The sequence below is a fragment of the Stutzerimonas kunmingensis genome, assembly GCF_002929225.1.
In the GTDB taxonomy this organism is placed as follows: Bacteria; Pseudomonadota; Gammaproteobacteria; order Pseudomonadales; family Pseudomonadaceae; genus Stutzerimonas.
The window spans coordinates 264163-290121 of sequence record NZ_PISM01000022.1 but is presented as its reverse complement, the minus strand read 5'-3'; the positions used below and the strand labels follow the sequence as shown (position 1 = coordinate 290121).

Annotated in this window: 19 protein-coding genes; 9 read left to right on the top strand and 10 right to left on the bottom strand. The window is 65.3% G+C overall.

Annotated features, from left to right (window positions below; translation table 11 throughout):
• Nucleotides 1–9: 9 nt before the first annotated feature.
• The 3 genes from CW305_RS20600 to CW305_RS20590 all read right to left on the bottom strand — a co-directional run bounded on the left by CW305_RS20600 (nucleotide 10) and on the right by CW305_RS20590 (nucleotide 7177).
• The gene (locus tag CW305_RS20600; RefSeq protein ID WP_104098828.1) at nucleotides 10–3531 is read right to left on the bottom strand and encodes a tetratricopeptide repeat protein; all 3522 of its coding nucleotides are present in this window, start codon (nucleotides 3529–3531) and stop codon (nucleotides 10–12) included.
• A complete protein-coding gene (locus tag CW305_RS20595) occupies nucleotides 3509–6358 on the bottom strand; it encodes a bifunctional glycoside hydrolase/polysaccharide deacetylase family protein (protein ID WP_104098827.1) in 2850 nt (949 codons plus the stop codon). The genes CW305_RS20600 and CW305_RS20595 overlap by 23 nt, the downstream gene beginning before the upstream one ends.
• 126 nt (nucleotides 6359–6484) lie before the next feature.
• A complete protein-coding gene (locus CW305_RS20590) occupies nucleotides 6485–7177 on the bottom strand; it encodes a TetR/AcrR family transcriptional regulator (RefSeq protein WP_023446905.1) in 693 nt (230 codons plus the stop codon).
• Nucleotides 7178–7307: 130 nt separating this feature from the next.
• On the opposite strand from CW305_RS20590, the gene CW305_RS20585 reads away from it, so the two are divergent.
• The 6 genes from CW305_RS20585 (at nucleotide 7308) to ggt (ending at nucleotide 13556) form a co-directional block, all read left to right on the top strand.
• A complete protein-coding gene (locus tag CW305_RS20585; RefSeq protein WP_104098826.1) occupies nucleotides 7308–8720 on the top strand; it encodes a coniferyl aldehyde dehydrogenase in 1413 nt (470 codons plus the stop codon).
• Between the two features lie 14 nt (nucleotides 8721–8734).
• Nucleotides 8735–9265 (top strand): twin-arginine translocation pathway signal protein, encoded by a 531-nt coding sequence (locus CW305_RS20580; protein WP_104098825.1) that lies wholly within the window; start codon nucleotides 8735–8737, stop codon nucleotides 9263–9265.
• 16 nt (nucleotides 9266–9281) lie between these two features.
• Nucleotides 9282–10877 (top strand): GMC family oxidoreductase, encoded by a 1596-nt coding sequence (locus CW305_RS20575; protein WP_104098824.1) that lies wholly within the window; start codon nucleotides 9282–9284, stop codon nucleotides 10875–10877.
• Between the two features lie 104 nt (nucleotides 10878–10981).
• Nucleotides 10982–11464 carry a pantetheine-phosphate adenylyltransferase gene (gene coaD / locus CW305_RS20570; RefSeq protein WP_014818712.1) on the top strand — a complete coding sequence of 161 codons (483 nt, stop codon included), beginning with the start codon at nucleotides 10982–10984 and terminating at the stop codon, nucleotides 11462–11464.
• Nucleotides 11465–11571: 107 nt separating this feature from the next.
• Complete coding sequence (locus CW305_RS20565) at nucleotides 11572–11823, top strand: YfhL family 4Fe-4S dicluster ferredoxin (protein ID WP_003303200.1); 252 nt, start codon at nucleotides 11572–11574, stop codon at nucleotides 11821–11823.
• Nucleotides 11823–13556: a gamma-glutamyltransferase gene (gene ggt / locus CW305_RS20560; protein WP_104098823.1), complete on the top strand. Its 1734-nt coding sequence runs from the start codon at nucleotides 11823–11825 to the stop codon at nucleotides 13554–13556. Before CW305_RS20565 ends, ggt begins: the two co-directional genes overlap by 1 nt.
• On the opposite strand, the gene CW305_RS20555 is transcribed toward ggt, so the two are convergent.
• The 4 genes from CW305_RS20555 to CW305_RS20540 all read right to left on the bottom strand — a co-directional run bounded on the left by CW305_RS20555 (nucleotide 13540) and on the right by CW305_RS20540 (nucleotide 17672).
• Entirely contained in the window at nucleotides 13540–15327 is a 1788-nt protein-coding gene (locus tag CW305_RS20555) for a Na/Pi cotransporter family protein (protein ID WP_425444923.1), read from the bottom strand. The genes ggt and CW305_RS20555 overlap by 17 nt on opposite strands.
• A 148-nt stretch (nucleotides 15328–15475) precedes the next feature.
• A complete protein-coding gene (locus tag CW305_RS20550; protein ID WP_014818709.1) occupies nucleotides 15476–15817 on the bottom strand; it encodes a hypothetical protein in 342 nt (113 codons plus the stop codon).
• Nucleotides 15818–15935: 118 nt separating this feature from the next.
• The gene (gene mutM, locus CW305_RS20545) at nucleotides 15936–16748 is read right to left on the bottom strand and encodes a bifunctional DNA-formamidopyrimidine glycosylase/DNA-(apurinic or apyrimidinic site) lyase (protein WP_104098821.1); all 813 of its coding nucleotides are present in this window, start codon (nucleotides 16746–16748) and stop codon (nucleotides 15936–15938) included.
• A gap of 57 nt (nucleotides 16749–16805) precedes the next feature.
• The gene (locus tag CW305_RS20540; RefSeq protein ID WP_104098820.1) at nucleotides 16806–17672 is read right to left on the bottom strand and encodes an HDOD domain-containing protein; all 867 of its coding nucleotides are present in this window, start codon (nucleotides 17670–17672) and stop codon (nucleotides 16806–16808) included.
• Between the two features lie 129 nt (nucleotides 17673–17801).
• Between CW305_RS20540 and CW305_RS20535 the strand changes: the two genes are divergently transcribed.
• Both CW305_RS20535 and CW305_RS20530 read left to right on the top strand, forming a co-directional pair.
• A complete protein-coding gene (locus tag CW305_RS20535) occupies nucleotides 17802–18341 on the top strand; it encodes a type 1 glutamine amidotransferase domain-containing protein (protein ID WP_041015092.1) in 540 nt (179 codons plus the stop codon).
• A gap of 101 nt (nucleotides 18342–18442) precedes the next feature.
• The gene (locus CW305_RS20530; protein ID WP_090520777.1) at nucleotides 18443–19639 is read left to right on the top strand and encodes a class I SAM-dependent rRNA methyltransferase; all 1197 of its coding nucleotides are present in this window, start codon (nucleotides 18443–18445) and stop codon (nucleotides 19637–19639) included.
• A gap of 76 nt (nucleotides 19640–19715) precedes the next feature.
• Here the strand turns inward: CW305_RS20530 and CW305_RS20525 are convergent, their stop codons facing one another.
• Nucleotides 19716–20564, bottom strand: coding sequence for a poly(ethylene terephthalate) hydrolase family protein (locus CW305_RS20525; RefSeq protein WP_014818704.1), 849 nt, complete (start codon nucleotides 20562–20564; stop codon nucleotides 19716–19718).
• Nucleotides 20565–21062: 498 nt separating this feature from the next.
• On the opposite strand from CW305_RS20525, the gene ilvD reads away from it, so the two are divergent.
• The gene (gene ilvD, locus CW305_RS20520; RefSeq protein WP_014818703.1) at nucleotides 21063–22901 is read left to right on the top strand and encodes a dihydroxy-acid dehydratase; all 1839 of its coding nucleotides are present in this window, start codon (nucleotides 21063–21065) and stop codon (nucleotides 22899–22901) included.
• Between the two features lie 67 nt (nucleotides 22902–22968).
• Here the strand turns inward: ilvD and CW305_RS20515 are convergent, their stop codons facing one another.
• Both CW305_RS20515 and CW305_RS20510 read right to left on the bottom strand, forming a co-directional pair.
• Nucleotides 22969–24702 carry a DUF4153 domain-containing protein gene (locus CW305_RS20515; protein ID WP_104098819.1) on the bottom strand — a complete coding sequence of 578 codons (1734 nt, stop codon included), beginning with the start codon at nucleotides 24700–24702 and terminating at the stop codon, nucleotides 22969–22971.
• Between the two features lie 98 nt (nucleotides 24703–24800).
• Nucleotides 24801–25919 carry an NAD(P)/FAD-dependent oxidoreductase gene (locus tag CW305_RS20510; protein WP_104098818.1) on the bottom strand — a complete coding sequence of 373 codons (1119 nt, stop codon included), beginning with the start codon at nucleotides 25917–25919 and terminating at the stop codon, nucleotides 24801–24803.
• Between the last annotated feature and the right edge of the window lie 40 nt (nucleotides 25920–25959).

The following is a 25959-nucleotide window of genomic DNA, read 5'->3' as shown; positions in this document are numbered from 1 at the left end:
TGTGAGAAATCAGCGCCCGAACCGGGTGCTGTAGGTCAGGCTCAGCGTGCCTCCTGGCTCGCCGTCGCCGTTGCGCGGCGCCGACTGATACCCCAGGGTGAACGCCAGTTCGTCGTCACCGAGCAGCCGCGTCCCGACACCCGCGTTGATCGCGTAGCCGACCTGCTGCTCAGTCCACTGCCAGCCGGCCAACACATCGACCAGCCAGCTGTATTGGGCGGTTTCGCGGTTCAACGCACCGGGAAAGCCACGGCGCCAGGTGCTGGCGACATAGACCTGACCGAAGCGTTCCTGCAGGTAATCGGCCGGTTCTTGCGGGACTGAATGCAAGGGCCCGTCCGCCAGCCGATAGGCGGCATGGCTCAGGCCGCTGCGAAGTGTCCAGCTAGGCCCCTCGAAGAACAGTGCATGACTGAATTCCAGATTCAGCTGGCGCCCGTGGCCAAGCGCTTCGCCGTCCAATGTGCTGAACCGCTGCTGCGCGAGCGACCAGCTGAACTGGTCACGGGGTGTAAGGCCATGCGTCGCACTGACGCCCACCGAGTCGCGACGGGCGAGTGCACGAGCCAGGCCGCTCTCCTCAGCCTGGCGATGCCAGTCGGCGTGAAATTCAAGCGAATCGGTATCGGTGAGTTGAAGGCCGCCAAAAACACCAGCGCCCTGGCGATCGCCTTCGTCATGGTCGCTGATCTCGAGCGCCGCGCCGAGCCAGGCCGGCCCGAGCTCGCGGGTCAGCTGGAGCTCAGCGGACCGCTCGACACCGGGGCTGGCGTCAGAAAGGCCCGGCCCCGAATACCGCTGTCTGCTGAACAGGGCGCTGGCATGCCAGTCGCGCCCGAACTGGCGGGCGATCTCCGCCGTCTGACCACGCAGCTCCAGGGTGCCGAAATCCTGCCGGCGCAGGCCGATCTGCAGGCCTTGCGGGTGGCGCGCCTGGAGGGCCAGCGCCTGGCCCCGCAACTGGTGTTGCAACGCGTCCGGTTGGTCCGGCGAAAGCGCCGCCAGACTTTCGCTCAGCGCCCGATGGGACGCACCGAGCTGTTGCAAGGCTTCGACTCGTTGCGCCGGATCGAGCCCGCCGCCGGCGAGCAGGCGCTCCAACGCGCTGGCATTGTGGGCGCGCAATGCGTGTTGCAGCTCGGCATACCGATCGATGCGCAGGCCATTGCGACGCGCCCAGCCAAGCCATTCGTCCTTCAATGCCGGCTGGTTGAGCCGCTCGAGCTGCTCGCTGAACTGGTCGAACCAGATCTGCAGCATGGGGCGGGCATCGGGCCGCTCCAGGCGCAACACCATCTCGATGCCGGCCCCACCCGCACTGAGCAGGCTCAGGTAGGTCCGATAGGTGTCCGGCTCCGCCGTCGCAGGCCGGCCATCGAAGAGCCCAGCCAGATGGCGTCGCAACCGCAGCGCTCGGTCGAAATAGCCGGCGTTGTCCAATGCATCGGCGTAAGCGGCCTGCACCAGCAGGTCCTCGGGGTTGCGTCGCAGGAAGCGGTCGAACCACTGCAGCGCAAGTTCGTTGCGATTGAGCAGCAGGTAACCACTCGCATAGGGCAGCCACAGGCTGCTGCGCTTGTGCGCGAGCGGCTCCCAGCGCTGCAGCAGCGGGGTCAGGGCCGCCTTGTTGCCCGTGTCGATGTAATGCCAGAGCAACTGCTCCTTGACCGCGTCGGCGTGCGGGAAGCGCGCAACGGCCTCGACCAGCAATCGCTCGGCCTCGGCCTGTTCACCCGCCTGCACCGCGAGCCTGGCGCGGGCGCTCCATAGCGCGCCGACTCGTTCGCCTTCAGGTAGCTGCAGGCCTTGCTCGACCAGCAGGCGCAACCGTGGCAGGTCATCCAGCTGCATCGCCCATTGCAAGGCGCGGGTCAGATTCGCCGGGGTCCGCTTGCGCTCCCAGCTGGCCATCATGACGTCCAGCGCCCGCGCCGGAGCGTGACGCTCGTAAAGGGTGATGAGCCGCTCGTCGGCAGTATCGCTGTTGGCGACCCCAAGTTCCTGGAGCCGCTGATAGCCCTCCATTGCATCCTCATCACGCTCCAAGTCCCACGCCAGTTCGGCGCGCAAGAGCCAGTAGGCGGGTTCGCTGACCTGCTGCCGGTCGGCTGCATCGAGCACGGCCCAGGCGGCCTGGAAATCGAACAGCTCCCAATGCACGTGCGCCCAGGCCAATCGTTGCTCGAGGCTCACGCCGAACCTGCGGTCGCGCTCAGCCCAGAGCGCGACCTGCGCCTCGAGTTGCTGCGTCTGTTCCAGCAACTGCTGGAGGCGCTCCCAGGCCAGGCTGTGATCCGGATGGGCGCTGAGATACTGACGCAGCCAGCGCTCGGCCTGCTCTGGCGTGCCGCGCTGGCCATGGCTGTAGACCAGGGCGTCGAGCTCGGCATCGGACAGTTGCCGGCTTTCGCCCGCACCGGCCAGCAACCGGATGGTGTTATCGAAATCGAACAGCTGGGCCGCCAGACGCCAGGCGTGCTCCCGCACCTGCAGACCATCCTGCTGCTGCAGCAACTTCAGCCAGTACTCCAGGGCCTCGCTGGGCCGCCCTGTCCATTCGCCGAGCTTGGCCATGGTTTCGAGCGTCTCGGCGGGCTGCGGTGCGACATTCGCCAGCTGCTGGCCGACCTCCCAGGCCTGCTCGAGCTGACCCGACGCGAGGCGCAGCTGCATTTCGCTGCGCAGCGCGGTCACGCCTTCGGGATCGAGCAGCCGCCAGCGTGCCAGGATTTCAGCGGCCAGGTCGTACCGCTGGCTGCCGATACCCGCCTTTACCGCCGCTTCAAGCAGCGCACCATCGGCTGCGTCCAAGATGTCCAGATTGGCATGCACCACGGTCGCTGCCTGTTCACCCTGGTCCGCGGCGAGGTATGCCGAAAACGCCTCGCTGACATAGCGCTGCCGGTCATCGGCACTGTCAACACGGGCGATCATTCCGCTCAGCAAGCGTGCGGCCGTTCCGGTTTCGCCAGCGGCGAGGTGGGCCGTTACCGCTTCGCCAAACCACTGCTGTCGTCTGGCCTCGTCTCGCTCAGCCAGGTCCAGGTAGACCTGCGCGGCCAGGCTCGGGTCGTTCACCGCCAAGGCATGGCGGGCAAGCCGGGCCAGTTGTTCGAGGCTAAGCCCTTCGCGCACCACGCCGCGTAGTTGGGCACTCAGCGCCGCGAGGGTCTGGGCGGAAACCGCTTTTTCAGTCGCCTGAGCCTCGAGTACGGCCAGCTCCGTTAGGAAAAAGCGGACATCGCCGGACGCCTCATTCAGCCTGAAGACGTGTGAGCGGGCGCGGACATGGTCGCCGAGGGCAATGAGCTGTTCGATGAGTTTGAGCCGCAAGCTGGTGTCATCAGGATGGGCTTCCAGCAGCAGTTCGGCGTAGCTGATCGAGACGGCATCAGGTTGCCGCTCGCTCGGCATGAAGACCTCGTCGCCATGGTAGGTGACGACCAGCAGGGTAACGACTAGCCCGCCGACGAGCAGCAGGGCCCAGGGACTGAGAAGCCGAACGGGTTCAGTGGCAGAGGAGTTGCGCATCGCTCACCCGCGTCTCTGCCAGCTCGAACTGCCACAAGCCCTGAACCTTCGCGCCCGCATGACGCTTGCCCGCAACTTCCAGCGAGCAGCGGCCGCTGGCGCGAACGGAAAACCGCAGCGGCATTTCTCCCGCGAAGGAAAGTTTCACTCGGTCGTCATCCAGATAGTCCCAGGCCAGCAGCGGCAGGTTCGCCTGCTCCAGGGCGGGCCTGGGGTCACGCTCGGGACGCAGCGCGAGCACGGCGTGCGCATCGCTCAGGTGCACGTAGCGACCCTGCGGCAGTTCGCGAACCCCGGCGACGCCCTGCGAGCGGCGCAGGTCCGGCCAACCGAGCGCTGGATCCAGTCGCAAGGTGCGGAGCCCATCCAGGCCACGAATCTGCCAGCGGCCATCGCCGAGCCGGGCCAGGCTCGACTGGTGCAAACCATTCATCCGTCGGATGTACTGGCTCATCCAGAGCGATATCGGCTGTTCGGCCTGCATCGATCGGTAGATGTCCTGCATGACCCGTATCGATGCCTGCTTGGTCGCAGAGTAAAAGTGGTAATACAGATGCAGGCCGCGCAGACGGCGGGGGGCATCGGTCAGCGCGAAGGTCTCGAGTACACCCCGGAAACCGTAATAGGGCCCCTGCCAGAGATTGGTATAGAGGTTCTCGTTGATGATCGGCGCGTAGTACTGGATGCCGCCGGCCGTCGGCCGGATTAGCGGCGATAGCCCGGTCAATGAAGGATGCGCGCGGGTCAGGATGGTCGTTCCGCCGTTGACGTTCTCCAGGCCGGCGTCATAAGCGAGCTTGATCGTAGCCGCATCCGGCAGTGCGTCGCCGGTCCAGAAGATCATCTTCACGGGCTTGTCGGCGGTGGTCAGCCGCTCGTTTATGTAGGCCGTCGAACCCACCACCTCCCGTGTGAAATCCAGCTTGTCATAGCCGGGAATGGCCATCGTCATGCCGTACTCGGCGGTAAAGCCTTCCCGGAGCTGGGCGCGCTCCGGCTGCCAGTAAAACGGATGGCTGAAACTGTGACTGGCCACCTCGACCTTACGATTGGCGAATATTTCACGCGCGATCGGCTCCAGCTCGCGGGCGAGATGGGGATAGCGGCCTTTGGGCCCGATTTCCCCTTCGATCACCGATACCGACGTCAGCAACCCATGCGGTTCGATGAACGCCTCGAGCACCTCGCGACCGGCATATGGGGAGCCGGCCACCTCGGCACGAGACAGAAAACCATCGCCATCGATATGCACCGTCGCGATACGCCGCCCGTTTTCGGTGGTCGCATCCGGGCGGGGCAACGGCGGCAACCGAAGGGCACGCTGCAAGAAGACGAACGGGTCGAGAATCCAGCGCTGGTAGTCAGGCCCCTCTTCAATGATGTAGGGCGTCAGCGCAACACCGCCGGCAGGCCCGGTCGCCACCGGCGTGTAACGGCGTTGCTCGCTATCGACCAGGCTCAGGCCTGCCTGTGCCTCGCCATCGATCGTGTCGAGCGCTACCAGCTCGCGAACTCGCACCGTAACCGGCGCTTCGAAACCGCCCACCAGGGTTTTGTCCTGCGCGAGGATAGAGACACCGGGCTTCGCCGGCTTGCCAACGTGGCGCATCCCCAACCGCCTGAGTACTGCCCGGCCGACCACGGGAACCCCTCCCATGATGGCCAGCGGAACGCCTTCGTCGAGCCGGGCCACGAGCCAGTCGTCGAAAGCGGCAGAATCGTCCGGCGGGCCATTGGTCATCCAGGTCACGATACCGGCATAGAGCCCGCCCATCGGGTTTGTCGGCAGCTGGTCAGCTGGTAGGTAGTCGACCCGATAGCCAAGGTATTCGATCAGCCCGCCCAGAAACATATGACCGCGGTTGCTCGAAAGCGGACCTTCCCGTGGGTCGTAGATCACCGCAACGCGTCGAGGCTGGACCTCCAGCGTGCTGATCCCGAGATAATCCAGCTCAGGCATGGTGACGAAGGGTATGAAACGCTCGCCACGTAGACGCTCGGCTAGCGCGCGCGCCTCCTCGCGCTGTGTGGATGGCAGGTAATCGATCGCGATCAACGGCACGCCTTGGGCACGCAATGGATCGAGGTGGATGTCGAGCCAGTCCCGGTCAGCTTGCGGCACTGCACGGTAACGTCCGCGACCGGCATCCCAGCCGGCGTGAATCGATTCGACCGCCACCGCGCTCGCCACGCCCGGCAATTCGGGAAGTACTTCGAACCCGCGATTGAAGATCAGCTTGAGCTCCGGCAGCTCCCGGTGCAGTTGCCGAAGAAAATCGCGCAGCGCGACGCGCTCGGCTTCGCGCCTGTCCTCGGGCAAAAGCAGGAAGCTGTCCAGCGTATCCAGGAAAAGACCGACGTAGCCCTGCTGCTCGAGGGCTCGGGCTTGAGCCAGCAGATGTTCGCGCCACGCCGGGGCACTCAACTGCATGACCTGACTGTTCCAGGCCTGGTTACGGACCTCGCTTGCGCTCCGGGCGATCTCGTCGCCACCCTCGGAGAGGTCGCCGTCGTACTCGCCAACGGAAAGATAGGCAAAGGGCGAACTGCCCTGAGCGCGAAGAAACGCCACGTCTCGTCGTGAGAGATGGCCAGATTCAAGAACCGCCCACTCGAACTGTGCCAGTTCTTCCAGCGGCGGAGAGGAGGCGTACCAGAAAGCGACACTGCCCGGACGGGCCGTCGAGCTAGCATCAGCGTGAACAGGCAGGGCTAACAGCAGACCATGGAGCAAAATGGCGTACGCCGAACGGTGCGGCCCTAATAATGCAAAAAATCGGATTGCCGTTGCCGTCAACCTACGGGCAAATACTTGAACGATCCACATGGATTCACCGTAATAAACGACCTACCGCCCACCGGTATTAATCCATAGCGTCTGGCTCTATACAAGCATAATGCCATCATCACCGATGAAAGGTTGACCCTGTCGGCAGATGGCGCCAATTAAATGTCAATCCAGCTCGAAATCCAGGTGCCATACTTCCCTTACAGTTACGTCTAACGGCACCCGAAACCGCCGACACAGCTCGCCATAATTCACCCGCGCAGCGTCGGCGACAACGCCCTCCTCCAATACCAGCACCTGATAAACACCCCGACACAGCAAGGCCTCGCTCAACCGGTCCGAACGAATGCCACTAGTGGAAAGGAAGCGCACCCAAGACGTGATTATGATCCAGGCGTTAAGCGCGATGTCCTCAACCTGGGCGGGATCCATCAGCAGAATGCCGGCATCGACGAACCCCTGATAGATCGCCCGGGCATGCCGCAGGCAACGGCCGGCGAACGCCTGGTAGCGCTGGGCGAGCTGCGGATTGGCATCCAGCAGGCCTTCCAGATCACGATGGAGAAATCGGTAATCCCACATCGCGCCCAGCAGCGCTTCGAGGTAAAGCGCCTTGTCCTGGACTTGCATTTCCCGCTCCGGCGGCAGGCGCAGGAACTGGTCGACACGCGATTCGTACTGCCCGAACAGCTCTGCGACGATCGCCTGCTTGTTGGGGAAGTGGTAGTACAGATTGCCCGGCGAGATGCCGAGATGGGCGGCGATGTGGTTGGTCGTAACGTTCCGCTCGCCCTGAGCGTTGAACAGCCCCAGGCTGGCTTCGATGATGCGGTCACGGGTCTTGGTGCGGGATGCCATGAGGCGGCGAGTTCTCGGCGGCGAAGCGAAGGAAGCAACGGTACACGCCAGCAGGCGGGTAAGCACGTCTCGTTGACAGTTTAGAGTAATTACTCTAGAAATCCTCCAGCACATCGCATCAGGAGCCCGCATGTCAGCCGAAATCCCGCAAGCGCTGGTCACCATGGAGGCTCTGTTCGCCCGCCAACGTGCGGCCTTCACCGCCGCACCGATGCCCTCGGAAGAGGATCGCCTGCGTTGGCTGGACGCCCTGCGCGATGTGCTGGCCGGCCATCAACCGGCGCTGATCGAGGCAATCGCTGCGGATTTCGGGCATCGTTCGGCCGACGAAACCCTGCTGGCGGAAATCATGCCCAGCCTGCACGGCATCCGTTACGCCAGCCGTCACCTGCGGCGCTGGATGAAACCCTCGCGCCGGCATGTCGGCCTCGCCTTCCAGCCGGCCAGCGCACGGGTGGTCTACCAGCCGCTGGGCGTGGTCGGCATCATCGTGCCGTGGAACTATCCGCTCTATCTGGCCATCGGGCCGCTGATCGGCGCGCTCGCCGCCGGCAATCGCGTGATGCTGAAAATGAGCGAGTCGACGCCTGCCACCGGGCAGCTGCTCAAGGAGCTGCTGGCGCAGATATTCCCTGAAGATCAGGTAGCGGTGGTGCTCGGCGATGTAGAGGTCGGGCAGGCCTTCGCCCGGCTGCCGTTCGATCATCTGCTGTTCACCGGTTCGACGCACATCGGCCGCGAGGTGATGCGCGCGGCAGCGGAGAACCTGACACCGGTGACCCTGGAACTCGGTGGCAAGTCGCCAGCGATCGTCTCGGCCAGCGTCCCGCTGGCCGATGCCGCCGAGCGCATCGCCTACGGCAAGTGCATGAACGCCGGGCAGACCTGCGTCGCGCCGGACTATGTGCTGGTGCCGCGCGAGCGTGTCGAGGGCTTCATCGGTGCCTACCGTGAGGCGGTACAGCGTCTGTATCCGAGCCTTGCGAACAATCCCGACTACACCGCGATCATCAATGCGCGTCAGCTGACGCGACTGCAGGACTACCTCGACGATGCGCGGGCCAAGGGCGCGCGAGTCGTACCGCTGTTCGCCGAGGCGCAGCAACGGCGCATGCCGCACTGCCTGCTGCTGAACACCACCGACGACATGCGCGTGATGCAGGAGGAAATCTTCGGCCCGCTGTTGCCGATCGTGCCCTACGACGATCTCGAACAGGCGCTGGCCTACGTCAACACGCGCCCACGACCGCTGGCGCTCTACTACTTCGGCTACGACCGCAGCGAGCAGCAGCGCATGCTGCAAACCACCCACTCCGGCGGCGTGTGCCTGAATGACACCCTGCTGCACGTCGCCCAGGACGATCTGCCGTTTGGTGGCGTCGGCCCGTCCGGCATGGGGCACTACCACGGCCATGAGGGATTTCTCACCTTCAGCAAGGCCAAGGGTGTGTTCATCAAACAGCGCTTCAACGCCGCCCGACTGATCTATCCGCCCTATGGCAGGTGGTGGCAGAAGCTGATCTATGCGCTGTTCATCCGCTGAAGCGAGCTGGAGCAATGCACGAGATTTCCCTCAATCGCCGCGGCCTGCTCAAGGTCGGACTGCTCGGCGGCGCCATCCTGGCTGGCGGCGGCCTGCTCAGCCGAACCCTCAGCGCCTCGGCAGACAGCCCGGCGAGCGGCTTCTTCGCGTTGCGTGACAGCGATCTGCCCATGCTGCGCCGACTAACGCCGTTGCTACTGGAAGGCTCGACGGCGCCCAGTGACATGCCGCAGGCCGTGCAGACCACCCTCGTCAGCCTGGACGGGGGCCTGCACCACCTGTCGCCCGCGCTGCTGAGCCAGGTACGCCAGCTGTTCGACGTACTCAGCCTGCCACTGACCCGCGGGCCGCTGACCGGAATCTGGAGCAGCTGGGACGCAGCCTCCGATGACCAAATACGCGCGTTCCTGCAGCGCTGGCAGAACAGTTCGCTCGCCCTGCTGCGCCAGGGTCATGCCTCGCTGCTGCAGATGACCCTCATGGCCTGGTACGCCAGCCCCGTCGCCTGGGCGCACTGCGGTTATCCCGGACCACCGAAGGTCTGACTGATAGGAGGCATCCGTGCCCGTTCCCGACATGTTTGCTGCAGGCCTCGCCCGCGGCTGGACCACCTACGACGGCTCGCGGCCGGAGGGCGATCTGACCCTGGAGGCCGACATCGCCATCGTCGGCAGCGGCGCAGGCGGCGCCACCAGTGCAGAAGTGCTGAGCACCGCGGGCTACAAGGTGCTGCTGATCGAAGAAGGCCCGCTGTGCACCAGCAGCGACTTCGACATGCAGGAAGCCCGCGCCTACCGCTCGCTCTATCAGGAAGCCATCGGCCGTACGAGCAAGGACGGCGCCATCACCATCCTGCAGGGCCGCGCGGTCGGCGGCACCACGCTGGTGAACTGGACCTCGAGCTTTCGCACACCGCCGCAAACATTGCAGCACTGGGCCAGCGAGCACGGCGTCAGCGGGCTGTCGGTCGAGGCGCTGCAACCCTGGTTCGAACGGATGGAACAGCGCCTCGGCATCGCGCCCTGGGCCGTGCCGCCGAATGCCAACAACGCGGTGCTGCAGCGCGGCTGCGAAAGTCTCGGCCAGCACTGGGCGGTGATCCCGCGCAACGTACGTGGCTGCTGGAACCTAGGCTATTGCGGCATGGGCTGCCCGACCAACGCCAAGCAGTCGATGCTGGTCACCAGCATTCCGGCGCTGCTGGATAAGGACGGCGCACTGCTCTACCTCGCCCGCGCCGAACGCCTGCTGATGCAGGGCGAGCGGGTCGTCGGCCTGGACTGTCTGGGCATGGACGACCGCTGCGTGGAACCGAACGGGCGGCGCATCCGCGTCGTCGCCAGGCACTACATACTCGCCGGCGGCGGCATCAACACGCCGGCGCTGCTGCTGCGCTCGCAGGCGCCCGACCCGCATCAGCGCGTCGGCAAGCGCACCTTCCTGCATCTGACCAACTTCTCCGCGGCGCAATTCGACGAGCGCATCGACGCCTTCAGCGGCGCGCCACAGTCGATCTATTCCGACCACTTCCAGTGGCGCGACGGGATTGCCGGGCCGGCGGGCTACAAGCTCGAAGTACCGCCCATCCATCCCGCGCTCGCGGCCACCCTGCTCGGCGACTTCGGCCCGGAGAATGCGCAGCGCATGGCCGAGCTGCCGCATACTCACGCGATGATCGCACTGCAGCGCGACGGCTTTCATCAGGACAGCGCCGAGGGCACGGTCGAGCTGCGCAGCGACGGCAGCCCGGCGCTCGACTACCGCATGACCGACTATGCCTGGAACGGTATCCGCCGCGCCTTTCTGAGCATGGCCGAGACCCAGTTCGCCGCCGGTGCGCGCGCCGTGCTGCCCCTGCATGCCGACGCCCATTACGTGCGCACGCCCCGCGCCGCCCGGGAGCTGATCGAGGGTCTGGACCTTGCGCTGTATCGCACCCGTCTTGGCAGCGCCCACGTCATGGGCGGTTGCGCCATGGGTGATGACCCACGCCAGGCCATCACCGACAGCCTCGGTCGGCACCATCAGCTGGCCAACCTGTCGATACACGACGGCTCACTGTTCCCCACCAGCATCGGCGCCAATCCCCAGCTGTCGATCTATGCGCTGTGCGCCAAACTCGCCACGGAACTGGGTGATCGCCTGCAGAAGTCCTGAGATTGACTGTCATTCACGACAGATCGCGGCATGGCATTCAGGCTTTACGCTGTCGACACCGAGCCGCTACCATCCACCCCCCACGCATGCGTCAGGACGCCGCGATGAATCGAGTGTTGTATCCGGGAACCTTCGATCCCATCACCATGGGCCACGCCGATCTGGTGGAACGCGCTTCGCGCCTGTTCGACGAGGTCATCATCGCCGTGGCGGCCAACCCCAAGAAGAACCCGCTGTTCCCGCTCGAGCAACGTGTGGCGCTGGCTCAAGAAGTCACCAAGCACCTGCCGAACGTGAAGGTCATGGGTTTCTCCACGCTGCTGGCGCACTTCGTCAAGGAGCAGCAGGCCAACATCCTGCTGCGCGGGCTGCGTGCGGTTTCGGACTTCGAGTACGAGTTCCAGCTGGCCAACATGAACCGCCAGCTGGCGCCCGATGTGGAAAGCCTGTTCCTCACGCCGTCGGAAAAGTACTCCTATATTTCCTCGACGCTGGTTAGGGAGATTGCCTCGCTCAAGGGTGACGTATCCAAATTCGTCCACCCGGCGGTGATGAGCGCGTTGCACGAGCGCTTCGGCCAGAACTGACGATGCCCGTCGGGCCGCGTCGAGTGCACGCTGGCCGGCGATGCGGCACAATTGCCCGGTCGTAATATTGCTGTGCCGTGGTTCGAGCCACGGCAGGAGTTCGCTGGATGTCCCTGAAAATCACCGATGACTGCATCAACTGCGATGTGTGCGAGCCAGAGTGCCCGAACAGCGCCATTTCCCAGGGCGAGGAAATCTACGTCATCGACCCCAACCTCTGCACCGAATGCGTCGGCCACTACGACGAGCCACAGTGCCAGCAGGTCTGCCCGGTGGACTGCATCCCGCTCGACGAGAACAACGTCGAGAGCAAGGACGAACTGATGCAGAAGTACCTGATCATCACCGGCAAGGCGTGATGCTCTCGCGGCGACCGACCCGAAGGACCCGCCTGCTCAGGGACCTCCAGGGTTGTCTCGCCGCCCTCCTGCTGCTCGCCTGCGCGGCCCAGGGCAACCCTCTTGCAAACGGCGCCGTCGCCACGGCCCATCCGCTGGCCAGTGAAGTTGGCCGGCGCATTCTCGAAGCCGGCGGCAACGCCTTCGATGCCACCGTTGCAGTCAGCGCCGCCCTGGCGGTGGTCGAGCCATACGGCTCCGGACTTGGCGGCGGCGGCTTCTTTCTGCTGCGCGAAGCCGGCGAATCCCCCCACCACAGTTTCCTCGACGCCCGCGAGCGCGCACCCGCCGCTGCCTCGCCGGATATGTACCTGCGCGACGGCAAGATCCGGCGCGAGCTTTCGCTGAATGGCCCGCTGGCCGCGGCGATACCCGGCACGCCGGCCGCACTGGTCGAGCTCGCCGAAAAGCGCGGCCGCCTGCCCCTGAAGACCACCCTGGCGCCGGCCATCGCCCTGGCCCGCGACGGCTTTGCGGTGGATGCCGTCTATCGCCAGCGCGCCGGCTGGCGCCTCGCGGCGTTGCGTGACGATCCGGAGAGCGCGCGGCTGTTTCTCCGCGACGGGGACCTGCCAGCCGAAGGCCATCTGCTGCGCCAGCCGGAGCTGGCGAAAACCCTGGAGCGCCTGGCCATGCACGGTCACGACGGCTTCTACCGCGGCGAGTTCGCAAAGAAATTGGTGCAAGGCGTGCGCGCCGCCGGCGGCATCTGGTCGCTGGAGGATCTGGCCGACTACCACACCGTCGAGCGCGAGCCACTACGCTTCACCCTCGCCAATGGTCGTGAGCTGATCGGCGCGCCACCGCCGTCAGCCGGCGGCATGATCCTCGCGCAGAGCCTGGGCATTCTCGAACGCCTGTCCTGGCGCGACACCGAACCGCTGCAACGCAGTCATCTGGTGGTCGAGGCGTTGCGCCGGGCCTATCGCGACCGAGGTCTGCTGGGCGATCCGGATTTCGTCGCGTCACCGCAGCGACGTCTACTGTCAGACCAGTATCTGGCCCAGCTTGCCAGCTCCATCGACCCCGACCAGGCCACACCTAGCAACGTATTGCCGCCAGCGCCACGCTGGCGCGAGGGCGAGCACACCACCCACTTCGCGGTGATCGATGCCGAAGGCAACGCGGTGGCGGCGACGCTATCGCTGAACATGATGTTCGGTGCCGCCTTCAGCGTGCCCGGCACCGGTGTGCTGCTCAACGACGAGATGGACGATTTCGCCGCCGACATCGACGGCAGCAATGCCTATGGCCTGAAGGGCAGCAGCGCCAACGCCATCTCCGGCGGCAAGCGTCCGCTGTCGAGCATGAGCCCGACTTTCATCGAAAGCGCCGAGGAGTTCGCAGCCTTCGGCACGCCCGGCGGCAGCCGCATCCCGAGCATGGTGCTGCTTTCGGCACTGTCTTACCTGGATGGCGAACCGGTGCAGGCCTGGCCGGCAGTGCCGCGCTATCACCACCAGTACCTGCCCGACGTACTGCAGTACGAAGCCGACGCGTTCACCCCGGCACAGCTGGACACCCTGCGCGCGCGCGGCCACCAGCCCAGGCTGATCGAACGCGACTACGGCAACCAGCAGGTGCTCTATTGGCACAAGCCGAGCGGCACGGTCGAGGCGGCCAGCGACCCGCGCGGCATCGGCCAGGCACTGATGGTGCCAGCACGCCGCGAGCCGGTTACAGCTGCAGAATGACCGGGCCTTCGTCCTCAGCGAGCTGACGCAGCTGCCGCGTCAGCTCATGGCCCTCACCGAGCAGCAAGGCGTTGCGCAGACTCTGAATGATGCGGCTGGCGTAGCCCAGGTCGTTCATCAGCGAACTGCTCTGCAAACCGTCCAGCTTCTGGTTGCGGATCGACTCGAACAGGCGCCGGCGAAACTCCGCATCGAACTTCGCAGCGTGCTCGTCCAGCCAGTTCAAGCGCTCGCGCCATAGCTCATCGGGCAGCTCCGAGTGGTTGAGCGCGCGGATCTCGCGCAACGACTCCAGCAAATGCCGACGCAGCTCGACATACGCCTGGCGCGCCGCGGAGTCATCGGTGCGCAGGTAGTGGCCGAGGTTCTTCTGCAGGTGCTTGGCATCCTTGACCGCGTCCACCAGCTGCAGCGCCGCAACCTGGCAGCTCAACCAGAACGCCTGGTGGCTCTCGTCCAGCGGCAGCTCCAGACGCCCCATGAAGGTCAGCAGATCGGAATACACGCCCTTGATGTGCCGCTGATACAGCCGCTCGGCATCCAGGGCCTGGGCGTCGGGCTTCGCGTTGATCAGCGCCTCGTCAATCCGTCCCTGCTGGCGCAGCTGGTCCACCGGCAGATAGGTGGCATGGCAAATCACCTCGAGACTCAGGCGCGCCAGATGCTGCAGCTCCTGCGCCACGGCGCTGGCGGCAGCATCCGCGGAGTCCAGCGCACGGTCATTCAGGTAGCGCGCGCGGGTCGGCTCCTCCGGTCGAGCAGGCGCAAGCTCGGTGATCAGCACCGTCGGTTCGACTCGCTCGGGCAACACGCGCAACAGCAGGTTTGCCAGCTGCGCCTGCCACGGCCAGAACAGCAGCACACCCATGGCGTTGAACAGCGTATGGAACAGCGCCAGCTGAATCAGGCGGTTTTCAGCCAGGCCGAGCGGCGCGACCAGCCACTCGACCAGCCAGGTCAACGGCAGCAGCAGCGCGATGGCCAGCACGGCGGTAGTCACGTTGAACAGTACATGGGCCAGCGCCAGGCGCTGACCACTGCGGTTGCCGCCGAGCGAGCCGACGAACGCAGTGGTGACGCTCGTGCCGACATTGGCGCCGATCGCGGTCGCCAGCGCCTGGCCGAGATCCAGCTGGCCGGTAGCCAAAGCGGTCAGCGTCAGCATCAATGTGGCATGGCTGGACTGCAGCACCACCGTGGCAAACAGGCCGATCGCGACGAACATCAGTTGCCCGGCCAGACCGCCAGCGTGGTACTGCGACAGGTCCATGCCACCGAAGCTGGAGAAACCGGTCTTGATCTGATCGATGCCGAGAAAGATGAAAGCTATGCCGAGCACGATACGCCCGGCCGCCTTGCCCTTGTCGCCGGTGAAGCTGGCCAGCACCCCGAAAACCAGCAGCGGCAAGGCCAGCGGACTCAGGCTGACGTTCTGCCCGGCCAGTGCCAGCAGCCAGATACCCGTGGTAGAGCCGAGATTGGCGCCGAACAGAATGGCGATACCGCCGGCAAGCTTGATCAGCCCGGTGCTGATGAACGCGATGGTGAGCAACGAGACCAGCGTGCTGGACTGCAGCAGCATGGTGCCGCTCATGCCGAACATCAGGCCCTTGAGCGGCGTCGCCGTACTGCGCGTCAGCAGCTGTTCGAGCTTGCTACCGGCCAGTTGGCGCAGCCCCTCTTCGAGGCATTGCATGCCGAACAGGAACAGGGCGAGTCCCGCGCACAGCTCGAGCCATCCGTCACTAGCCCAGAACGACCAGGACAACATCAGTAGGCCCACGATGGGCAGAAATGTCTTGAAGAAGCGGCTGTTCAAGGAGGGGGCTTCGCGGCGCGGGATGGGAGGCGAAGCCTACTGCAGCAACACCGCGACCGGAAGGCTCAGGCCCTGCCAGTCGCGATGCGGATGACGTCGATCAACGCTGGGCGTTGTAACCGCTGGTGGTGCAGCCCAGGCAGCGTACGAACGCCGCTTTGCCCGGCTCGACGACCAGCGCCTTGCCAGCCTCGCCGACGTTGCCGCCCAAGGCGGTGAACGGCAGGCTGACAACGAAAACACCGGCGCCGATGGCAGTCGCGGCGATCAGCAGCGGGCGGGCGATGATCAGGTCACCGACCATGGAGTAGGCCTTGGGCGCTTCTACGGAGTACATCGGATCACCACTGGCGTTCTGCGGGACCGACTCCGCATGTGCCGGCAGCGCCAGCAGGCCAGTGGTCAGTGCCAAGACAGCAGCGGTAGAGCGGAACAGATTCATGGTGTGGTCCTTCAGATGTGCGAAACGCGGCAATTTTTAGTTGTGGCGGCCACTATAGCAGTGGCCGGGGCACGCTGAGCGTGAACGCCGTCAACGCATGCACAGTTCCGCCAGCCGCTCAACGCTGGCAGCGAGCGCAATACACGCTGGCGCGCTGACCGAGGCGAATCTCACGCAGCGTGCCGCCGCAGTTCTTGCAGAATTCGCCGGCCCGCCCGTAGACGAACAGCTCCTGCTGAAAATAGCCGGGCTTGCCATCGCCGCCGACGAAATCGCGCAAGGTTGTGCCGCCACGCTCGATGGCCATCGCCAGTATCCGCCGGATTTCCTCGCCCAGTTTCAGGTAACGCGCTCGCGAGATGCTCCCAGCCGGCCGCCGCGGATCGATCCCGGCGGCGAACAGTGCCTCGCTCGCATAGATGTTGCCGACGCCCACCACTACCGCGTTGTCCATGATGAACGGCTTGACCGCCATGCTGCGCCCACGCGACAGCCTATACAAACGGTCACCGTCGAAATCCTCGCCGAGCGGCTCGGGCCCGAGACTGGCGAGCAACACATGGGCGAGCGGCTCGTGGCTCCAGAGCATCGCGCCGAAGCGCCGCGGATCGGTGTAGCGCAGCGCCTGGCCGGACTCCAGCAGGATATCGACGTGCTCGTGCTTGGCCGCCGGCAATGCCGAGTCAACCAGACGCAGGCTTCCGGACATGCCCAGATGAACGATCAGCGTGCCGCTCTCGGCCTTGATCAGCAGGTATTTGGCACGACGCTCGACGGCTTGGATGCGTTGGCCGGACAGACGCACATCGAGGTCTTCCGGGATCGGCCAGCGCAACCGCCGGTCACGCACCAGCACGCGGCTGACACGCTGACCAACAAGGTATGGCTCGATACCACGGCGGGTAGTTTCGACTTCGGGAAGTTCGGGCATGGCGGGACGTTGGATACAGCGAAGGGATGCCGACCTTAGCAGGCCGGCGCCGGGCCGTCAGCCCACGCCCAGCTCGCGGATGCTTTCCTTGAGGCAGACGAAATCGTATTCCGACAGCCCGACGTACTCGAGCACCAGCTGCGACACGCGGTCCCACTCGTGATCGTCCGGCTGCGCGCCGAGCACCCGATGACAGGCGCAGATGTGCTCGGCCATCTTGAGGATCGCCAGCAGCGTCTTGATCGGCGCGTCGCGCCCCGAGTCGTCGGCGAACAGCGACAGCGCGTTATGGTGATTGGCGATGGCATCGCACAGGTGCAGCGGCAGGTTCCACGATTTGGCGGTGAAGTAGCCGACCACCGCATGGTTGGTGCTGAGCACGCGATTCTCGATATCGACGATGCGCTGGCCGTCTCCGGTGCTGGCGTAGGCCTCTTCCAGCACACTCATGTAGCCGGGGAAGCGCTTGAGCATCAGCGGGATGCCGCAATTGTGGAACAGCCCGAGGGTGTAGGCCTCGTCCGGCGACTGGTAGCCGATGCGCTTGGCCAGGGTCAGGCAGGCCATGGCCACGTCCTGCGCGCTGTCCCAGAAGCGGCTGAGCGTGACGATGGTCTCGTCGCTCATCTCGCCCTTGATCGACTGCGCATTGATCAGGTTGATCACCGAATTGCAGCCCAGCAGGTTCACCGCCTGCTGGATGGAAGCGATGCGGTTGGCCAGACCGAAATGCGGCGAGTTGACCAGCTTGAGCAGCGCCCCCGAAAGCCCCGGGTCCTGACTGATCAGCCGGGCGATGGCTTTCAGATCGGGCACCGGCATGACCTGCTCCATCTGCAGGTCGACCATGATCTGCGGCTGCGGCGGCACGCTGATGCCTTGCAGCACCCGGCGGATCTGTTCGGCGGAGAGTTCAACGGCCATGAGGGGGACGCTCGACTAGAAGGCAAAGTGCCATCGGCACGAAAGGGCGAACTTTGGCTGAGATGCGGGTCCCATTTCAAGTGACTCGCATTCGGCGAGCGTTACCGACAGACAGACGGAGGCATGCTCATGACCCAATCCCTCAACGGCAAGCGCGTGGCAATCCTGGTGACCGACGGCTTCGAGCAGGTCGAGCTGACCGGCCCGCAGGAAGCGCTGGAGAAGGCCGGTGCGACAGCGCAGATCGTCTCCGCCAAGAATGGCGAAGTGACCGGCTGGAACCACACCACCCCGGCCAGCAAGTTTCATGTGGACAAGACCTTCGACGACCTCGATATGAATGACTATGACGCCGTGCTGCTGCCCGGCGGGGTGGTCAACTCCGACACCATTCGCACCGACGAAAGCGCACAAAAGCTGGTACGCGACGCCGCCGCGGCGAACAAGCCGATCGCGGTGATCTGTCACGGCGGCTGGCTGCTGATCTCGGCCGGACTGGTCAAGGGCAAGCGCATGACCAGCTGGCCGTCGCTTACCGACGACCTGAAGAACGCCGGCGCCGATTGGGTGGATCAGGAGGTGGTGGTGGACGGTCAACTGATCAGCAGCCGCAAGCCGGATGACATCCCAGCGTTCAGCCAGGCGCTGATTCAAGCCCTGTCCGCCTGACCGGTGATGCGTGACGGGCGCTGCGAGGAATTTCCGGCAGCGCCGGCGCGCGTGGCCTGCCGCTCGTTTAGAATGCCCGTCTTTTTCCCGGAGCCCCGCCGATGACCCTGCCCAGCCTGCGCCTCAAAGCCAACGCCGATCGCCGCCTGCGCGCCGGCCATCTGTGGGTCTACAGCAACGAGGTGGACACCGCGGCCACGCCGCTGGCGGGCTTCGTTGCCGGGGATCAGGCCGTACTCGAAGCCGCCGGCGGCAAGCCGCTGGGCATCGTCGGGGTATCGCCGAACAACCTGATCTGTGCGCGCCTGCTGTCACGCGATCTCAAGCACAGCCTGGATAAGTCATTGCTGGTGCACCGCATTCAGGTCGCCCTATCGCTGCGTGATCGCCTGTTCGATCAGCCGTGCTACCGCCTGATCTATGGCGATTCCGATCTTCTGCCGGGCCTGGTGGTGGATCGCTTCCACGACCATCTGGTGGTGCAGCTGGCGTCGGCGACCATGGAGCGCAACAAGGATGCCGTGCTGGAGGCGTTGGTCCAGGTGCTCAAGCCGCGCGGCGTGCTGTGGAAAAACGACTCCAGCGCCCGCGATGCCGAAGGCCTGGAGCGTTACGTCGATACGGCGTTCGGCGTGGTGCCGGAGTGGGTCGCGCTGGAAGAGAACGGCGTGAAGTTCGAGGCGCCGGTGCTGCAGGGCCAGAAGACCGGCTGGTTCTACGACCACCGCATGAATCGCGCGCGCCTGGCGCCCTACGTGAAGGGCAAGCGCGTACTCGATCTGTTCAGCTACATCGGCGGCTGGGGCGTGCAGGCGGCGGCCTTCGGTGCCAGCGAGGTGTTCTGCGTCGACGCCTCGGCTTTCGCCCTGGATGGCGTGGAGCGCAACGCCGCACTCAACGGCGTGGCGGAGAAGATGACCTGCGTCGAGGGTGATGCCTTCGAGGCGATGAAGGAACTGAAGAACGCCGAGGAACGCTTCGACGTGGTCATCACCGACCCGCCGGCCTTCATCAAGCGCAAGAAGGACATCAAGAACGGCGAGGCCGCCTACCGCCGCCTCAACGAAGCCGCGATGCGCCTGCTGAACAAGGACGGCATCCTGGTCAGCGCCAGCTGTTCCATGCACCTGGAAGAAGATCACCTGCAGAACATCCTGCTCGGCAGCGCACGCCATCTGGACCGCAATATCCAGCTGCTCGAACGCGGCGCCCAGGGCCCGGATCATCCGGTGCATCCGGCGATCGCGGAAACCCGCTACATCAAGAGCCTGACCTGCCGCATCCTGCCCAACAGCTGAGGGGCGGCACACGCGCCTACCGTATCGCCATGAAACCTCCGCCCGGCAGTGCGGGCGAAGGTTTCAACGTGCGGTGCTACTCGATGCCCTTGCGCTGATCGCTCCACAGCAGGCTGGTGCACAACCCGCAGAAACGTCCGTAGAAGGTGCCACGCGCACTCTCGTCGTCCATCAGGTGATAACGGAACCAGGCCGTCGTCGGTCCGCGATAAGCCCCGCCATCACCCACCGGCTCGAAGTGACTGACATAGCGCCTTTCCCCCCAGAAGATCGGCACATTGGCGCGGGTATAGACCGGCTGCGCATTCAGATAGGGGATGGCGATCGTGTCGGCACCCCCGGACATCAGGAACATCGGCCCGCGCTGGTTGCGCTGCGACGACGAGTCATGGCCAAGACCGATGGTGTACGGCTGGATCGGCGCGGTGACCTTCACGCGATCATCCTGCCCGGCCATGATCGAGCCTCCACCGCCCTGGGAGTGGCCCGATGTGGCGACGCGCCCGGTGTTCAACACGCCGACGTAGGTGCCGTAGGTGCGATTGCTTTCCTGTACCAGGTAATCGAGGCAGGCCAGCATGTCGCGCCCGGTGCCGGCATTCGAGGTTTCCGCCGCGGCCACCACGAAGCCATGGCTGGCCCAGTGGGTCAGCAGCCCTGAATAAGTCGTCGGCCCGGTGCCGGTACCATTACCCCAGAGGATGACCGGATGCCTGACGCCATCCTGGCCCAGCGTGCGTGGCCGGTAGATGCGGCAGCTCGGCCCTTCGCTCTGACTGGTGACGGCGTAGGGGCCGGAATTGTCGAAGCTCGAAACCGAGGGAAATGGTGCTCCGGGTGTGTCCGGCAGGGGGGCGGCGGCGGCGGTTGCGGATAGGGCCACCAGAGCAGCGGCGCTCAGGTATAGACGTGTGAATTTGTGCATCTGCATTCCTCGTTCTTATCGTTGGTATAAGGACGCCTCGCCCATCATCGACTGCCCGCTACTCCGCAGAACGCGCACCCATGGCGAGGCGACCGCTCGCTGGCCAGCGGCAAGACAAGGTGCAGTCACCAGCGAAACGGTCGGGTTTGGACTCTAGCGAGCGATCCTCGACCTGCCAGTCAAGTGGACCGGCGGTCATACGCCGAAAAAGGCGGCCGATGCGCAGGCCTCACGCCCTATCCAGCCGCTCCGGGCCGCTGGCATGCGGGATAGCGCTGGACCGGCAATCGTCCCGCCTGGCCCGGCTGCCGGAACGTGCGTAGAATCGGTGATATCTCGCCATTCACCACACGGCGGACTCTGAGCCCAGGCCCTACGAGCGTCTACCCGCCTCGACCCGGCCCCTTCCGAACGCACGGTCATCCTCCGTTGCATCCGGCACAGGCGTTGCTCACCATACGCATACCTCCGATTACCTGATCAGCCGCAGGAACCGTCATGCCTGATTACCGCTCGAAAACCTCCACGCACGGCCGCAACATGGCCGGCGCCCGCGCGCTGTGGCGTGCCACCGGCATGAAGGATGAAGACTTCAAGAAGCCGATCATCGCCATCGCCAACTCCTTCACCCAGTTCGTGCCTGGCCACGTGCACCTCAAAGACCTGGGCCAGCTGGTCGCCCGCGAGATCGAAAAGGCCGGCGGCGTCGCCAAGGAATTCAACACCATCGCAGTCGATGACGGCATCGCCATGGGCCACGACGGCATGCTCTATTCGCTGCCTTCGCGCGAGATCATCGCCGATTCGGTGGAGTACATGGTCAATGCGCATTGCGCCGACGCCATTGTCTGCATCTCCAACTGCGACAAGATCACCCCCGGCATGCTGATGGCCGCCCTGCGCCTGAACATCCCGGTGGTGTTCGTTTCAGGCGGCCCGATGGAAGCCGGCAAGACCAAGCTGGCCAGCCACGGCCTGGACCTGGTCGACGCCATGGTTATCGCGGCCGATGAAAGCGCCTCGGACGAGAAGGTCGCCGAATACGAGCGCAGTGCCTGCCCGACCTGCGGCAGCTGCTCCGGCATGTTCACTGCCAACTCGATGAACTGCCTGGCCGAAGCCTTAGGGCTTGCCCTGCCCGGCAACGGCTCGACCCTCGCTACGCACAGCGACCGCGAGCAGCTGTTCCTGCGCGCCGGCCGCACCATCGTAGAGCTGTGCCAGCGCTATTACGGCGAGGGCGACGAATCCGTCCTGCCGCGCAACATCGCCAGCCGCCGCGCGTTCGAAAACGCCATGACGCTCGATATCGCCATGGGTGGCTCGACTAACACCATCCTGCATCTGCTGGCCGCCGCTCAGGAAGCCGAGGTCGACTTCGACCTGCGCGCCATCGATGCCCTGTCACGCAAGGTTCCGCAGCTGTGCAAGGTCGCGCCGAACATCCAGAAGTACCACATGGAAGACGTGCACCGCGCCGGCGGCATTTTCTCCATTCTTGGTGAGCTCGCCCGTGGCGGCCTGCTGCACACCGACGTCCCCACCGTGCACAGCCGGACGCTTGCTGAAGGCATCGCGCAGTGGGACATCACCCAGACCCAAGACGAAGCGGTGCACACCTTCTTCAAGGCCGGCCCGGCCGGTATTCCGACGCAGACGGCATTCAGCCAGTCGACCCGCTGGGACACCCTGGACCTGGACCGCGCCGAAGGCTGCATTCGCAGCGTCGAGCATGCCTATTCCCAGGAAGGCGGCCTGGCCGTGCTCTACGGCAACATCGCCCTCGATGGCTGCGTGGTGAAAACCGCTGGAGTGGATGAATCCATCCACGTCTTCGAAGGCACCGCCAAGATCTTCGAAAGCCAGGACAGCGCCGTCAAAGGCATCCTCAATGACGAAGTGAAGGCTGGCGACATCGTCATCATTCGCTACGAAGGCCCGAAGGGCGGCCCGGGCATGCAGGAAATGCTCTACCCGACCTCGTACCTGAAGTCCAAGGGACTGGGCAAGGAGTGCGCCCTGCTCACCGATGGCCGCTTCTCCGGCGGCACCTCAGGCCTGTCCATCGGCCACGCCTCGCCGGAAGCGGCTGCGGGCGGCGCCATCGGGCTGGTGCAGGACGGCGACAAGGTGCTGATCGACATCCCCAACCGCAGCATCCAGCTGCAGGTCAGCGATGAAGAACTGTCCCACCGCCGCATCGAGCAGGACAAGAAAGGCTGGAAGCCCGCCCAGCCACGCACTCGTAAGGTGACGACGGCGCTCAAGGCCTACGCCCTGCTCGCCACCAGCGCCGACAAGGGTGCGGTGCGCAACAAGGCGATGCTGGACGGCTGATCGCCAGGCTTGCTCGCTGTAAATGAAAAGCCCGACCTTCGCGTCGGGCTTTTTCATGCTCAGCAGACTATTCGGTAATCGCCGGTTCCAGACGGATGCCGTCGATTTCCAGCGCCTTGAAGCGCGGCGCTACCACCTGCAAAGCGCCACGCTCGATCTGCTGCTTGAGGGTCTCGCCGTCGAGGGTTTGCTGATCGGTCGTGCGAAGGTGCCCGATCCATCGCCAAGTACCGGTATCGCCACGCCCCAGCACCGTCACGATCCGCTGCCGCGCACCGCGTAGCAGCAGCACCTCGGGCTGGCTGTCGTCATCCAGATCGACGGCGAACAGGGCGCAGTCCCCGTCACAGCCCTGGGTCGCGATGGCCTGTGCCAACGCGCCACCGGCATCCTCGAGAGGCTCGCCGATCCAGGGCACCGGTGCGGTATTGGCCATATCGTGCTCGTGTCGCCAGTTCCAGTAGCTGTCGGCCTTGTCCAGTCGCTGCAGGTCTGCCTGCAGTTGCTCCCGTCGCGCGTCTGCGAGACCAGGCTCGACCACGCGCTGACGCAGCTTTTCGAGCTGGTCGCGACCGGGTTGCCCCAGCTGAAAGCGCAGTGCGCCGAGATCGGTGCGTTCTGCCGGCACCTGCTCGTCGAGCAGGCGCTGGTACTGGTTGGCTGCGCTGAGCTGCAACGGGCTCAACGGTGGCAAATGCATGAGCAGCAACAGTGCCACCGACACCAGCGCCAGCAGCGGATTGCTCTGGCGCAGGCCGGCCAGCCATCCATCCCGCCGTTGCAGCACCGCTGCCATCAGCGCCAGCGCATGCAGCAGGGCAACCAGCGTCGCACCGACCGCCACCACCCGATCAGGCGTGAGCCCGTACTGGCCGATCCGCAGCCAGAGCGCGTAAATCGCAAGCCCTGCCAGAAGCGGCAGGCACAGGGAGCTGGCGTCGACCAGCACGCGCAGCGCTCGCGGGTAATGCACCGCTTGCCGGCCATCCTGAATGACGCCGTTGAGCAGCGCGACATGGGCGAACACCATGGCCAGTAGGATCGGCGTCGCGTGGCGGGTCTCCCACAATGGCTGCAGGCCGGTAAAAGGCAGGCAGACCACGAACAGCAGCAGGATCAGCACCGTCAGCGGCAGCAGGAAGCGACACATCGCCTGCAGCACATTGCGCAGCGCATCGACCACCTGGCCGCGCTCCAGCCCGATCCACAGCCCGATGGCGACAACCGTCGCGCTGGCGATCCAGATAAAGCCGGAGGACTCGAACAGCGTTGAGAAGATCCTGATGCCGACCAACTTGAACAGGCCGGCCCAGAGCCAGATCAGCAGCCAGAACGCCGCCAGCATCAGCAGTGCCATGAACAGCAGCAGGCCGTTGTTGATGGCATGCCGGTACAGAGCGGCGTAGTCGACACGCCAGCGATGATCGACATCCCGCGCCTGGATGAAGGGTGTCAGCACATAGGCCAGGATCAGGTTGCTCCAGAGCAGCAGGGTGCCGACGGATTCACCCAGGTAATACCAGCGCGGCTGGTCGAACTGCAGTGCGAGACCGCCCGCCAGCACGGCCGGCAACAGGGCTGCGGCAAGGACCAGGCGCCAGCGCCCGGCCGCGCGCAGATCGCCCCAGAGCAGCTGCAACTGCCAGCCGCCAATCACCGTGAAGGCCAGCAGTGCCGAGCACAGCACGCGCCAGCCAGCAGCGTGCGGCCAGGCCTCGCTGGCCGCCCAGAGCGTCAACCCCTGCAGCAATCCGACCGCCAGATAGACTTTCAGCGGTCGAGCTTCGCCTGTCTGTTCCATGCACATTCCTTTTGCCGGTGATTGCGCCGTCCGATCGCGGCGGGTTGCAGTGTGCTACCCGCCCGGACGGGCCGCAACGCAGGTGCGACAGCGCGTGATCAGGTCGCCAATGGCTCAGGGTCGAGCAGCCCGCAGACGTGTTCGGCAATCGCCAGACAGGCGGTCAGTCCCGGCGATTCGATGCCGAACAGGTTCACCAGGCCGGCGATACCGTGCTGCGCCGGGCCATCGATGCGAAAGTCCGCGGCCGCCTCGCCGGGCCCGCTGATCTTCGGGCGGATGCCGGTGTAGGCCGGTTGCAGCGAATCGTCCGGCAGCCCCGGCCAGTAACGGCGGATCGCCGCGTAGAAGCCATTGGCCCGTTCCGGCTCGATGCGGTAGTCCAGGTCCTCGACCCACTGCACATCCGGGCCGAAACGCGCCTGACCCGCCAGGTCCAGGGTCAGGTGCACGCCAAGCCCGCCGGGCTCCGGAAGCGGATAGACCAGATGGCGAAACGGTGTGCGCCCGGCCAGGCTGAAATAACTGCCCTTGGCGAAGTACTGCCGCGGCCGCACCACCGGGTCCAACCCGGCGGTGCGCGCGGCGAGGATAGGCGCGCCATGCCCGGCGCAGTTCACCACGGTGCGGGCCAGCAGCTGCAGCGGATCGGCGCCGCCCACCTCGACCTGCAAGCCTTCGCTGCCAGCCGTGATCGCCGTTACCGACGCGTTCAGCGCCAGCACCGCGCCGTGGCGCTCGGCATCGCCCAGCAGTGCCAGCATCAGCGCGTGGCTGTCGATGATGCCGGTGCTTGGCGAAAGCAGCCCAGCCAGCGCATGTAGCTGCGGTTCCAGCGTCAGCACCTCGTGGCCATCCAGACGCTGCAGATCGTCGACCCCATTGGCCTGCGCGTGCCGCTGCAATTGCTCCAGCGCAGCGATCTGGGCCTCGTCGGTGGCAACGATCAGCTTGCCGCAGCGGCGATAGGCCACGCCATGGCTGTCGCAGAAACCGTAGAGCTGGCGGCGCCCGGCGACGCACAGCCGGCCTTTGAGCGAGCCCTGCGGGTAGTAGATGCCGGCGTGGATGACTTCGCTGTTGCGCGCGCTGGTAGCGGTGCCGAAGGCCGCTTCGGCTTCCAGTATCAGCACCTCGCGGCCGGCCAGCGCCAGCGTGCGTGCCACCGCCAGCCCGACCACTCCCGCACCCACCACCACGCAATCCACTCGATCCATGCCAGACTCCTCGACCCGAGGGTCCCAAGCCTGCCGCAAC